The organism is Marinobacter daqiaonensis (genome assembly GCF_900115285.1).
In the GTDB taxonomy this organism is placed as follows: domain Bacteria; phylum Pseudomonadota; class Gammaproteobacteria; order Pseudomonadales; family Oleiphilaceae; genus Marinobacter; species Marinobacter daqiaonensis.
The window spans coordinates 39,031-51,282 of the sequence record NZ_FOYW01000002.1 but is presented as its reverse complement, the minus strand read 5'-3'; the positions used below and the strand labels follow the sequence as shown (position 1 = coordinate 51,282).

Annotated in this window: 11 protein-coding genes; 1 reads left to right on the top strand and 10 read right to left on the bottom strand. The window is 61.2% G+C overall.

Going from position 1 to position 12,252, the window contains the following annotated elements:
• Nucleotides 1-141: 141 nt before the first annotated feature.
• Nucleotides 142-1,077, bottom strand: coding sequence for a M23 family metallopeptidase (locus tag BM346_RS12955; RefSeq protein ID WP_092014979.1), 936 nt, complete (start codon nt 1,075-1,077; stop codon nt 142-144).
• A gap of 247 nt (nt 1,078-1,324) precedes the next feature.
• Between BM346_RS12955 and BM346_RS12950 the strand changes: the two genes are divergently transcribed.
• A complete protein-coding gene (locus tag BM346_RS12950) occupies nt 1,325-1,780 on the top strand; it encodes a DUF721 domain-containing protein (protein WP_092013844.1) in 456 nt (151 codons plus the stop codon).
• Nucleotides 1,781-1,791: 11 nt separating this feature from the next.
• Here the strand turns inward: BM346_RS12950 and lpxC are convergent, their stop codons facing one another.
• The 9 genes from lpxC to murD all read right to left on the bottom strand — a co-directional run bounded on the left by lpxC (nt 1,792) and on the right by murD (nt 12,244).
• Nucleotides 1,792-2,709, bottom strand: coding sequence for a UDP-3-O-acyl-N-acetylglucosamine deacetylase (gene lpxC / locus BM346_RS12945; RefSeq protein ID WP_092013841.1), 918 nt, complete (start codon nt 2,707-2,709; stop codon nt 1,792-1,794).
• 193 nt (nt 2,710-2,902) lie between these two features.
• On the bottom strand, nt 2,903-4,060 hold the full coding sequence (ftsZ, locus tag BM346_RS12940) for a cell division protein FtsZ (RefSeq protein WP_092013838.1): 1,158 nt from the start codon (nt 4,058-4,060) through the stop codon (nt 2,903-2,905).
• Nucleotides 4,061-4,137: 77 nt separating this feature from the next.
• Complete coding sequence (gene ftsA / locus BM346_RS12935; protein WP_092013835.1) at nt 4,138-5,373, bottom strand: cell division protein FtsA; 1,236 nt, start codon at nt 5,371-5,373, stop codon at nt 4,138-4,140.
• A 21-nt stretch (nt 5,374-5,394) separates the two neighbouring features.
• On the bottom strand, nt 5,395-6,234 hold the full coding sequence (locus BM346_RS12930; RefSeq protein WP_092013832.1) for a cell division protein FtsQ/DivIB: 840 nt from the start codon (nt 6,232-6,234) through the stop codon (nt 5,395-5,397).
• Nucleotides 6,227-7,201: a D-alanine--D-alanine ligase gene (locus BM346_RS12925; RefSeq protein ID WP_227663015.1), complete on the bottom strand. Its 975-nt coding sequence runs from the start codon at nt 7,199-7,201 to the stop codon at nt 6,227-6,229. The genes BM346_RS12930 and BM346_RS12925 overlap by 8 nt, the downstream gene beginning before the upstream one ends.
• Nucleotides 7,194-8,639 carry a UDP-N-acetylmuramate--L-alanine ligase gene (gene murC / locus BM346_RS12920; RefSeq protein WP_092013826.1) on the bottom strand — a complete coding sequence of 482 codons (1,446 nt, stop codon included), beginning with the start codon at nt 8,637-8,639 and terminating at the stop codon, nt 7,194-7,196. The genes BM346_RS12925 and murC overlap by 8 nt, the downstream gene beginning before the upstream one ends.
• Nucleotides 8,632-9,714 carry an undecaprenyldiphospho-muramoylpentapeptide beta-N-acetylglucosaminyltransferase gene (murG, locus tag BM346_RS12915; protein ID WP_092013824.1) on the bottom strand — a complete coding sequence of 361 codons (1,083 nt, stop codon included), beginning with the start codon at nt 9,712-9,714 and terminating at the stop codon, nt 8,632-8,634. The genes murC and murG overlap by 8 nt, the downstream gene beginning before the upstream one ends.
• A complete protein-coding gene (ftsW, locus tag BM346_RS12910; RefSeq protein WP_092013821.1) occupies nt 9,711-10,904 on the bottom strand; it encodes a putative lipid II flippase FtsW in 1,194 nt (397 codons plus the stop codon). Before ftsW ends, murG begins: the two co-directional genes overlap by 4 nt.
• On the bottom strand, nt 10,904-12,244 hold the full coding sequence (murD, locus tag BM346_RS12905; RefSeq protein WP_092013818.1) for a UDP-N-acetylmuramoyl-L-alanine--D-glutamate ligase: 1,341 nt from the start codon (nt 12,242-12,244) through the stop codon (nt 10,904-10,906). The genes ftsW and murD overlap by 1 nt, the downstream gene beginning before the upstream one ends.
• Nucleotides 12,245-12,252 lie beyond the last annotated feature (8 nt).

Genomic DNA, 12,252 nt, shown 5'->3' with positions numbered 1-12,252 from the left:
AGGCGGCGTGGAATCGACAGGGACAGGAAAGGTGCGGAAACCGGGGCTGGATCACAAGGGTGGGAAAAGCGGGGGACCCAACAGACCCCCTGACAGGGGGCCTTTGCGTCTTCCGCAGGGCTGCGGTCAGGTGGACCGGCGTTAGCGTGACGCCCGCTGTATGTATTTCACCGGGTCCTTACTCTTGCCGTTCTGCAACACCTCGAAGTGGACGTGGGGCCCGGTGGAGCGCCCGGTGCTGCCCATCTTGGCAACCACCTGGCCTTTCTGGACCACATCACCCTGAGCCACCACCAGTTCTTTGGCATGGGCGTAGCGGGTAACCAGGCCGTCACCATGGTCGATCTCAACAAGGTTGCCGTAACCATGGCGCTCAGCCGAGAAAGTCACCACACCGGCGGCCACTGCAATGATGTCACTGCCGTCCTTGCCGGCGAGATCCACACCGTCGTGCCAGGTTCTTTTTCCGGTAAACGGATCGGAGCGGTAGCCATAGCGTGACGACAACCAACCCCAGGTAATCGGCCTGCCCGCCACGAAACGCTCGTCTTCCAGACGTCGGTTGGACATGAGAGTATCAAGCAGGCGCAGCTGCTGCTCCCGATCACTGATACGCTGATCCAGCTGCGAGATCATGGCACTGAGTTCCGGCGTACTGAAGGACTCTCCCCCAAGCGCCTCTTCGGGACCACCGACCGCGGGCGGTTCGTCAAAGTTGAATTCTTCGCTTGCCACGGCAGCATTCTCGATAAAGCGCTGACCGAGGGCATCGAGGCGCAACAGGCGGCCCTGCATCTCACCCAGCCGCAGGGTCATGGCATCGACCTGCTCCCTGGACGTCCGCTCCACCCGGTCGAGAGCCCGCTGCTGCTCTTCCAGGGACTGCTGCCACTGGGCCAGGATGAACTGCGGTACCACGGGCCGGTCCGCCACCCGGGACATGGCATAATGATAGCCTGCCCAGCCGCAGGCAGCGACGAGGGTCAGGAGCAGGAGAGCTGCCGCCAGAATCCCACCGGCGTTCAGGGACAGTACCCTCGAGCGACCGTGATTTTGACCTACAAGGATGATATTCATAATCATGAACCATTCAGGTGTTACCAACATCCCTGTTGTTGACCACTGGAGGGATAGTAAACTGCCCTTCCAGCTTAAAAGGAGACAGACTTCGTCCTTTTCAGTGTCTGGCTGTTACGTTTTGTTAAAGACTCAACATGTTGTCCGTGCAGATAGCACTTTCTGTACAAATCGTTTTAGATTGGCAACACTGGAGTGAGGAAGTGTAACCAAAGGTTAACCAACACGTCGAGTTCTGATTGCCACAATGAAAATACGACCGGCACTATCCTTGACCCCGGACAACCGGGACCAGGGCCAGCGGCTGCGGGACCTGATGGCCAGGACCGCACTTCATCGCAGTACGGAAAAACTGGTGCTCGAGGCGCTTCCGGAAAACCTTGCGGGCAACGTCCGTTTTGTGAGTTATCGGGAAGGCGAGCTGGTACTACAGGTAGACAACGCCACCCAGGCGAGCCAGTTGCGTTTCCGGCAGCAGGAAGTCATGGCCACCCTGCGACGGAATGAAACCTTCCAGTTTGTCTGGAAGTTCAGAATCAGGGTTCAGCCCGCCCGCTACCGCATTGAGCGGAAAAGCAAGCCCATGACCCTGAGTAAAGAAAATGCCCGGCTCCTCAAAGAGGAGGCCGGGCACACGAAGGATAAAGCACTACGCGAGGTTCTCGAAAAACTCGCCAGTCATGCCGGCAAATCTCCGGACTAGGGCGTCCCGCCTCAGGCCGGCACTGCCAGCACGGGCTTCATGTAGGAGATAGGCGCGGTGGCTTCGTCATCGAAGGTAACCACTTCCCATGCATCCTCTTCCGCCCGCAGTTTACGCAGCAATTTGTTGTTCAGGTCATGGCCCGACTTGATCCCGCGGAACTCACCAATGAGGCTGTTACCCAGCAGGTAAAGGTCTCCGATGGCGTCCAGCACTTTGTGCTTGACGAATTCGTCGTCGTAACGAAGACCATCCTCGTTGAGAATCTTGTAGTCGTCCACCACGATGGCATTGTCAACGCTGCCGCCCAGAGCCAGATTCATGGCGCGCAGTTTTTCAATGTCACGCATGAAGCCAAATGTGCGTGCACGGCTGACTTCCTTCACGAAGGACGTGCTGGAGAAATCCACCGTTGCGGTCTGGGCGCGGCCCTTGAATACCGGGTGATCAAAATCAATGCCGAAGCTGACCTTGAAGCCCTCGAACGGCAGGAAGGTCGCCTTCTTGTCGCCCTCCTCCAGGGTCACCTCGCGCTTGATACGAATAAACCGCTTGGCCGCCTCCTGCTCCGCGATACCCGCTGACTGCAGCAGGAACACGAAGGGACCGGCACTGCCGTCCATGATCGGCACTTCGGCAGCGCTAAGCTCAACGAAGCAGTTGTCGATACCCAGACCCGCCATGGCCGAAAGCAGATGCTCCACGGTTGCAACGCGGACGCCGTCCTTGACCAGGGTTGTCGAAAGCATGGTTTCGCCGACGTTTTCCGCACAGGCGCGAATCTCGACCACCGGGTCAAGATCGGTACGTCGAAAAACGATACCGGTGTCCACCGGCGCGGATCTCAGGGTAAGGTAAACCTTTTCCCCGGAATGAAGGCCAACGCCAGTGGCACGAATGGTGTTTTTAAGCGTCCGTTGTCTGATCATCGGTACATATATCCGTCACAAAAGAACGATATCATTGGGCAAAAAGTTGCCCGCAGCGTATCAAATAACGAGACTGAATACCATTTAACCACCGGCTTTATGACCTTATCGTCATTCGTCTCGCCGTTTGTGTGCATCAGGTCACAGGGCGGGCCAAGGCCCGCTCCCCGTCGACCAAAGTTGAGACAGATTATCAGTCCGCCTGACGACGCAGGAATGCGGGAATATCGAGATAGTCGACATCCTGTTCCTCGGAATCACGACGCTGATCCACCGCCACGTTGCCCTGGGACACCGCTCGCCGACGCAACACCGCCGGACGGTCAAGCTGGTTATAATCCGTTGTGCCATCCAGGGTACGGGTGTTGTCCACCACTTTGGTGGGCTTCTCCCGGTCTCCGCCGAGACCAGTGGCAACCACGGTAACCTTCAGCTCGTCGGTCATTTCCGGGTCGATCACGGTACCGACGACAACGGTTGCGGAATCGGAGGCAAATTCGCGAACAATGTCGCCAACCTCGGAGAATTCGCCCAGATTGAGGTCCATACCCGCGGTGATATTGACCAGGATTCCCTTGGCACCCTGCAGGTTGATGTCTTCCAGCAGCGGGCTGCGAATGGCCGCCTCGGCTGCTTCCCTGGCCCGGTTCTCCCCTGTGGCGCGGGCGGTACCCATCATCGCCATACCCATTTCGGACATAACGGTTTTCACGTCGGCGAAGTCGACGTTGATCATGCCGTTGCGGGTAATCAGGTCGGCAATGCCCTGAACCGCTCCCAGCAGTACGTCGTTTGCTGAGGCAAAGGCATCCAGCAGGCTGGTCTTCTTGCCCATTACCGCGAGCAGTTTCTCGTTGGGAATGGTGATCAGGGAATCAACGCTTTCTTCCAGATCCTTGAGCCCGGACTCGGCAACGCTCATCCGCTTGCCACCCTCGAACTGGAACGGCTTGGTAACCACCGCAACGGTGAGAACGCCCATCTCCCGGGCCACTTCCGCCACGATGGGCGCCGCACCAGTACCGGTTCCCCCGCCCATACCGGCAGTAATGAAGACCATATCCGCGCCCTTGATGGCGTCGGCGATACGGTCACGATCCTCCATGGCGGCCTGACGGCCGATCTCCGGATTTGCACCGGCACCCAGACCTTTGGTGATATTGCCACCAAGCTGAATCACCTGCTTTGCGTCCAGGTCCCGCAGGGCCTGGGCATCGGTATTGGCACAGATGAATTCAACACCTTCCACATCGCTGTTGAGCATGTGCCGGACAGCATTGCCGCCGCCACCGCCAACACCGATAACCTTGATCACAGCGTTCTGCTGGACATTATCGACTAGTTCAAACATTCCCCTTCTCCTTCGTGCAGATTTCAGCCATTTCCGGACTGATTGTTTTTTTCGAGACCTTCGTGTGATGCGTTCTTTCAGAAATGCCCGGTAAACCAGGCTTTCATGCGCTCGAGTAAAGAGGGTGCATCCTCCCCCTTGAGAGCGGGCCCCTGTCCCAGATCCATCTGGCGGAAGCCATAGATCAGCAACCCGACGCCCGTGGCGTAGATGGGATTGTTGACCACTTCCGTCATACCGGAGACCGCCTGCGGAGAGGCCAGCCTGACCGGCATGTGGAAGATTTCCTCGGCCAGTTCCACCACCCCTTCCATGGTGGAGGAACCGCCTGTGATCACGACACCGGCAGGGATCAGGTCTTCAAACCCGCTGCGACGAAGTTCTGACTGCACCAGAGTGAACAGCTCCTCGTAACGGGGCTCCACCACTTCCGCCAGGGCCTGGCGGGAGAGATTCCGTGGTGGGCGGTCACCGACGCTGGGCACCTTGATGGTTTCATCCGCACCCGCCAGCTGGGTCAGGGCGCAGGCGTACTTGATCTTGATTTCTTCGGCGTTCTGGGTGGGTGTCCGCAGGGCCATTGCGATATCGTTGGTGACCTGGTCGCCGGCGATGGGTATCACCGAGGTATGACGGATCGCGCCACCGGTGAAGACCGCGATGTCCGTTGTGCCGCCCCCGATATCAACCAGGCAGACACCAAGCTCCTTCTCGTCCTCAGTCAGCACTGCGTAGCTGGACGCCAGCTGCTCAAGAATAATGTCGTCCACATCAAGGCCGCAGCGGCGCACGCACTTCTCGATGTTCTGGGCCGCGTTCACCGCGCAGGTCACCAGGTGCACCTTGGCTTCCAGCCGTACACCGGACATCCCCAGGGGTTCCTTGATGCCCTCCTGGTTATCGATCACGAATTCCTGGGGCAGAATGTGGAGGATCTTCTGGTCGGCGGGAATCGCGACCGCCTGGGCCGCGTCGATTACCCGGTCAATGTCGGCCCGGGTCACTTCCCGGTCACGGATGGCGACGATGCCATGGGAGTTCAGGCTCTTGATGTGACTGCCGGCGATACCAGCGTAGACCGAGTGGATACGGCATCCCGCCATCAGCTCGGCCTCCTCCACCGCCCGCTGGATCGACTGCACCGTGGTCTCGATGTTCACCACCACCCCACGCTTGAGTCCGCGGGATGGGTGGGAGCCAATGCCGACCACCTCGATGGTTCCATCCAGTTTGCGCTTGCCGACGATCGCCACCACCTTGGAGGTGCCGATATCCAGGCCGACAATCATGTTTTCCGTATCAACCGATGACATGCAGTTCACCAATTAGCCGATCTATGAATTGTTCCCGGACGCCTTGCCCAGTGGTTTCCACCGGACCGCCACCCCGTTGGTGTAGCGGACGTCAATACGTTCGACCTGATCGGCACGGCTCGCCAGTTGCTCGCCATACACGGTCAGGAAGCGTTCAAACCGTTCTTCCACCTGGTCACGGCCGAGAGCAACCTCGATACCGTTAGTCAGGGTCAGGGTCCAGGCCCCCCGTTCCTCAAGGGCGATGCCGGCAAAGCCCATACCCCGCTCTTCAAGGGCATTGGCCATGAGGCGTCCCTTGTCGATCACTTCACGCACCCGGCCCTCAGGCCCCCGCAACCTTGGAAGAGCGCCCGCCGCTTCCGGATTCGACGGTTGGAAAACCTCTCCTGTGCGGCTGATTACCTGGCCGTCGTTCCAGTACGCCAGAGGTCTGTGTTCCCGTATTTCAACCACCAGCCGATCCGGCCACTCTCGCCGTACCGCGGCGCTGTCCACCCAGGGACGCGCCTCCAGTGAGGTCTTGATGTCCGCCAGGTCCGTGGTAAAGAAACTCTTGCCCAGCCATTGGCTCGCGTTCCGTTCCAGGCTGTTGCGGTTTTCCCCCACCAGGGTCCCGGCGACCTCGACCCTCATGAACTGCCGGTCCATGGCGGCCAGTAACTCACCTGTGCCCCAGGGTATCAATGCGGTCACCAGCAGCACCGATGCACCCAGACCAATCTTGCCCCAGGGCACGGCGCCCAGGAGCTGACCCAGCATTCCGAACAGCCCCTGCTCCGCCGATGCCGATGTCGCGCCTCGCCGCCGGGGCGGGTCAGACGGTACAAAGCGACTTCGAAGCAGCAACTGGTCAAGCATCATCACTCTCCGTGGCCGGCAGGGTATCCAGCAGAATCCGGACAACCAGTTCCGGCATGCCAATACCGGCGGCCTGGGCGGCCATGGGAACCAGGCTGTGGTCGGTCATGCCGGGCACGGTATTCACCTCCAGCAGCCAGAACCTACCCTCCTGGTCCTCCATGATGTCGACCCGGCCCCAGGTGCGCCCGCCAACCACCCGGAAGGCTTCCACCGCCAGGTTCTGGATCAGGGCCTCCTGCCACTCGTCAAGCCCGCAGGGCACCCGATACCGGGTATCGTTGGCCAGGTATTTGGCGTCGTAGTCGTAAAAGTCATGGTCGGTGCTCAAGCCAATTACCGGAAGCGCCTGGCCCTGCAGGATGCTGCAGGTGTATTCGGGGCCTTCAACCCATTCCTCTACCAGGACCAGCGGGTCGTGACTCGCCGCTTCGCGGTACGCGGAGGCCAGCTCGTCCCTGGTCCGCACCTTGCGGACACCAATGCTGGATCCTTCCCGCGACGGCTTGACGCTGAGTGGGAACTTCAGGTCCGCCACGATCGCGCCCACTTCCTCCTCGCCATTCATGGCACGAAAGGCGGGCGTTGGCAGCCCGCAACCGGCGAAGACATATTTGGTGCGCAACTTGTCCATGGCCAGAGCCGATGCCAGGGTTTCGCTACCGGTGTAGGGAATGTCGGCCTGGGAAAGAATGGCCTGAAGCGTGCCGTCCTCACCACCACGTCCGTGAAGAGCGATAAACACCCGGTCAAAGTCAGGATTCTCCACCGCCCTGAGCAGACAGCCCCGGATATCCCGGGCGAACGCATCCACACCCGCTGCCTGCAGGGCCTGGGTGACCGCCTGGCCACTCTTGAGGGAAACCTCCCGCTCTGCCGAATCGCCCCCCATGAAAACGGCAACGCGGCCCAACGCCTCACGGGTCGCCGCGTCCACCTGGTATTGTCGGTTTCTGGACTCACTCACGCCCAACCACTCCATTTGCTGCAAGTTTTGCGGCGACGCCGCCAATATCTCCGGCCCCCTGGGTCAGCAGCAGGTCGCCGTCCCGAAGGATGTTCGCCAGAATACCGGTCAGATCGCCCGCATCCTCAACAAACACCGGATCCACCTGGCCCCGCTGACGGATACTCCGGCACAGGGAACGCGCATCAGCCCCTGGCACCGGTGTCTCACCCGCTGAATAGACATCCATCATCAGGAGGGTGTCCACTTCGGACAGTACCCGCACAAAATCCTCGTAAAGGTCCCGGGTCCGGGAATACCGGTGAGGCTGGTACAGCATCACGATGCGGCGATCGGGCCATGCATCGCGGGCTGCCCTGATCACGGCCTCAACCTCCGTCGGGTGGTGACCGTAGTCATCCACCAGAGTGACGGTGCCGCCTGCCACCGGATAATCTCCATACACCTGGAAGCGGCGTCCGACACCGGCAAACCCGGACAGGCCACGACAGATGGCGTCGTCGTCCACGCCTTCGTCGGTGGCCACCGCAATGGCCGCAAGGGCGTTGAGCACGTTGTGTCGACCGGGCATTTTCAGCTCTACCCGCAGGTCACTGCGACCGCCGGGCCGCTTCACAACGAACCGGGTGCGCAGGCCGTCGGACTCGATGTCGATCGCCCGATAGTCCGCGTCGTTCCGGTCGATTCCATAGGTGATGATGGCCCGGGAGATCCTCGGAAGAATCTCGTCGACGAAGGGATCATCCAGGCACATGACCGCCACACCGTAGAACGGCAGGTTGTGTAGGAAGTCCACAAAGGTTTTCTTCAGTTGTGCCACGTCCCCGCCGTAGGTATCCATGTGGTCGGCTTCGATATTGGTCACTACCGAGATCACGGGCGTCAGGTGCAGGAAAGAGGCATCGCTCTCGTCCGCCTCTGCCACCAGGTAACGGGATCCGCCAAGCTGCGCGTTGGTACCGGCACTGTTGAGCTTGCCCCCAATCACGAAGGTGGGATCCAGCCCGGCCTCACCGAGAACCGAAGCGATCAGGCTGGTGGTGGTGGTCTTGCCGTGGGTGCCGGCTACCGCGATGCCGTGGCGGTAGCGCATGATTTCCGCCAGCATCTCGGCCCGGGGCACAATGGGTACCCGCCGACTGCGGGCCGACGCCACTTCCGGATTCGTGGCATCCACCGCCGAGGACACCACGACAACGTCAGCGGTGTCACTGTTGCTTTCACGGTGACCTATGTGGACGGTTACGCCGAGGTTCCTGAGACGCTCTGTCACTGCCGACTCCCTGAGGTCGGACCCGGAAACGTCGTATCCCTGATTCTTCAGGACTTCGGCGATACCGCACATGCCGGCGCCACCGATTCCCACAAAGTGTATGTTGCGGATCCGGCGCATCTCGGGCACCTGGTAGACCAGTGGCGGATTGGTGATCTCAGACATGGGCAGCCTCCAGACAGTAATTCACGACTCTCTCCGTTGCATCGGGGCGCGCCAGCGTACGGGCTGCACGGGCCATGTCAACCATTCGCTCACGATCACCCACCAGGTCCGCCAGGGTATCCGCCAGCAGTGTTTCCGTTAACTTGTGCTGGGGCATCAGGATCGCTGCCCCCGCCTTGACCATGTAGCTGGCATTTCGGGTCTGGTGGTCGTCCACTGCGTGAGGGAACGGTACCAGCACAGCCCCGATACCGGCGGCGCACAGCTCGGATATGGTCAGTGCGCCCGCCCGGCAGATCACCAGGTCCGCCCAGCCGTAGGCCTCGGCCATCTCCTTTATGAACGGCTCCAGCGAAGCCTCGACACCCGCCGTCTCATAGGCGGCCCTGGCCTGATCAAGATTGCGTTCCCCGCACTGGTGGCGGATTTCCGGCCGCTGCGCCTCCGGCAGGAGGGCAACCGCCGCAGGCACCCTCTCATTGATCGCCTGCGCGCCCAGGCTGCCGCCGACGATCAGAACCCGTGCAGGGCCACGCCGGCTGGCCATCCGCTCTTCAGGAGGAGCCAGACCCGCCACATCTGAACGAACCGGGTTACCGGTGCAGCGGGTCACCACTGCTTCTCCGAAACTCCCCGGAAAGGCCTCCATCACTGTCTTCGCCAGGCGGGCAAGGATGCGATTGGTCATTCCCGCCACCGCATTCTGTTCATGAACAAGCAGTGGCCGACGGGTGAGCCAGGCCGCCACCCCACCAGGGCCGGTGACGAATCCACCCATGCCGATGACGCAGTCCGGGCGGATCCGGCGGACGATCGCCAGGGCCTGCCACAGCGCCCGCACCAGACGGAACGGCGCCGCCAGCAGGGCCAGCTTGCCTTTGCCGCGAAGACCGGAGACCGTCACCACCGACAGAGGTATGTCGGTGTCACCTATCAGGCGCTCCTCCATTCCCCCGGCGGAGCCGAGCCAGTGGACTTCATGCCCCAGTTCCTGGAGGCGACGGGCGGTGGCAAGTGCCGGGAATACGTGACCACCGGTACCACCGGCCATGAGCAGGAAGCGCCGCATGGTCATGACGCCCCCCTCAGGGCAGATCCGGTGGTCTCCCCCTGGGAATTGAGACATTGTTGCTGGCGCTCCATTTCAACCCGCACCAGCACACCAATGCCAATGCAGGTCACCATGAGACTGGAGCCGCCATAGCTCATCAGCGGAAGCGTCAGGCCCTTGGTGGGCAGGAGGCCGGTGTTCACCGCCATGTTGATCATCGCCTGCAGCCCCATAAGCAGGGTAAGTCCGTAGGCAAAGCAGGCGGCAAAGCCCATGCCCTGCTTCTCCGCTTTGCGGGCGATGACAAATCCGGCCAGTACCAGCACGGTGAACAGGCCCAGTACCGCCATGGAGCCCACCAGGCCGAACTCTTCGGCGGTGATGGCAAAAATGAAGTCGGTGTGGGCTTCCGGCAGATAAAAGAGCTTCTGGATCGAGTTGCCCAGGCCAACGCCACTCCATTCGCCCCGGCCGAACGCTATCAGTGACTGGGTCAGCTGATAACCGGTATTGAACTGGTCCTGCCACGGATCCAGGTAACTCACCACCCGCTTGAGACGGTAGGGCTCGGTGACAATCAGCACCGCCCCCAGGGCGACACTGAGCGCGATGAGGGGCATGAAGCGGCTGAGCCGCACACCGCTGAGGAAGATCATGCCTAGGGCCGCCGTCATCAGGACAACGGTAGCGCCGAAGTCCGGCTGGATGACCAGCAGTGCCGAAGCAAGGCCCAGGACCAGCACTGGCTTGATAAAGCCCCACCAGCTGTTTACCAGTTCCTCCCGGCGACGCACCACGTATCCGGCCAGGTAGGCGATCAGGCACAGCTTGGCTACTTCCGATACCTGGATGTTGAACAGGCCGAGGGGAATCCAGCGTGTGGAGCCATTGACGGTCTTGCCGAGAGGCGTCAGAACCAGCAACAGGGAGGCCATGCCCACACCCAGCAGCAGCCAGCCGCTGCGGTACCACCAGGAAACCGGAACGTTGGCCGCAGCGACCGCCAGGCTGCAGCCAATCCCGGCGTAGATCAGCTGGCGCAGCACATAGTGATAGCTGTTGCCGAGGTTTTCCGCAGCCGTGTCCATGGAAGCGGACGCGATCATGACAACGCCCATCATCAGCAACGCCCCGGCGCTGACCACCAGCCATGGCAGGGGCTGGGAAAACAGGCCCCTGTGGACTCCACTGTGATTGATGACAGTCGTCGACATCAGAGCGCCTCCACGGCCCGACGGAACCGCTCACCGCGATCCTCGTAGCCAGTGAACATATCGAAGCTGGCACAGGCCGGCGACAACAATACCCGGTCCCCGGGCATCGCCACCGTGGCGGCCCTGACCACGGCTTCTTCCATGGTGGCAGCCCTTTCGACCCTCGCACCGGCGGTCAGAACCTCGTCAATCAAGCCGGCATCCCGGCCAATCAGGACAACGGCGCGACAGTGCTCCCGCACCGGACGGGCGAGCGGCGTGAAGTCTGCCCCCTTCCCATCACCACCGGCGATCAGCACGATCTGTTGACAGCCCGGGGCAAGACTGTCCAGTGCGGCGACAGTGGCGCCCACGTTGGTGCCTTTGGAATCGTTGATGTACTCCACGCCCGCAAGAGTGCGAACCGGCTCGCAGCGGTGGGGAAGACCTCGAAAGCGCCTTACCGCCTCGACCATGGGTGCCATGGGCCAGCCTGCGGCATGACCCAGAGCCAGGGCAGCCATGACATTGCTGATGTTGTGGAGGCCCGCCAGTTTCAGGTCGCGGGTATTGACGAGATTCTTCAGTCCCCAGGTGATCCAGAGTCCTTCCTCGTCTTCACGGGTGCTGAAGGTTTCCGGATTCACCCGGTGGAAGCCGTAGCAGACAAAACGCAGGGTGTCCCGGGCCATCGGAGTGCTCAGGGCATCGTCGAGATTGACCACGGCATTGCGGGCGCCACGGAAAATCCGCTGCTTGGCCTGGTAGTACTCCATCTTCGAGGCGTAGCGGTCCATGTGGTCGTCACTGATGTTCAGTACGGTCGCCACCTCGGCATTCAGTTCGTGGGTGGTTTCCAGCTGGAAACTGGAGAGTTCCAGAATATAGGCATCCACATCCTGGGAAAGCAGATCCAGGGCCGGCGTACCGATGTTGCCGCCAACCGCGACGCGAACACCGGCGGCGCGGGCCAGCTCTCCCACCAGAGTGGTGACCGTGGTTTTGCCGTTGGAGCCGGTAATGGCGATAACAGGACGATCAGCGGCTTCCGCGAACAGGTCGATGTCGCCCCGGATACGGGCACCTGCTTCAGCGGCGGCGGCGATGGCCGGTTCGGAGATGGCGATACCCGGGCTGACCACCAGCTCGTTGAATCCCCGGAACCATTCAGGGGAGAATTCTCCGGTTCTCAGCTCCAGGTCCGGCCAGCTGGCTTTGAGCTCATCCAGTCCCGGTGGTCGGGCACGGCTGTCCGCCACCGACACCTCACGCCCGAGGCCGGTCAGATAACGCACACAGGAGAGCCCGGTCTTGCCCAGGCCAACCACCAGTGTGCGACGATCCGAAGCGAGTAGCGCCATACCGTTCA

Excerpts from the sequence above, each read along its gene's own strand:
- ftsW (WP_092013821.1), bottom strand. The coding sequence starts at position 10,904 with ATGTCGACGACTGTCATCAATCACAGTGGAGTCCACAGGGGCCTGTTT.
- BM346_RS12955 (WP_092014979.1), bottom strand. The coding sequence starts at position 1,077 with ATGAATATCATCCTTGTAGGTCAAAATCACGGTCGCTCGAGGGTACTG.
- lpxC (WP_092013841.1), bottom strand. The coding sequence starts at position 2,709 with ATGATCAGACAACGGACGCTTAAAAACACCATTCGTGCCACTGGCGTT.
- BM346_RS12930 (WP_092013832.1), bottom strand. The coding sequence starts at position 6,234 with ATGCTTGACCAGTTGCTGCTTCGAAGTCGCTTTGTACCGTCTGACCCG.
- murC (WP_092013826.1), bottom strand. The coding sequence starts at position 8,639 with ATGTCTGAGATCACCAATCCGCCACTGGTCTACCAGGTGCCCGAGATG.
- murD (WP_092013818.1), bottom strand. The coding sequence starts at position 12,244 with ATGGCGCTACTCGCTTCGGATCGTCGCACACTGGTGGTTGGCCTGGGC.
- murG (WP_092013824.1), bottom strand. The coding sequence starts at position 9,714 with ATGACCATGCGGCGCTTCCTGCTCATGGCCGGTGGTACCGGTGGTCAC.
- BM346_RS12950 (WP_092013844.1), top strand. The coding sequence starts at position 1,325 with ATGAAAATACGACCGGCACTATCCTTGACCCCGGACAACCGGGACCAG.
- ftsA (WP_092013835.1), bottom strand. The coding sequence starts at position 5,373 with ATGTCATCGGTTGATACGGAAAACATGATTGTCGGCCTGGATATCGGC.
- ftsZ (WP_092013838.1), bottom strand. The coding sequence starts at position 4,060 with ATGTTTGAACTAGTCGATAATGTCCAGCAGAACGCTGTGATCAAGGTT.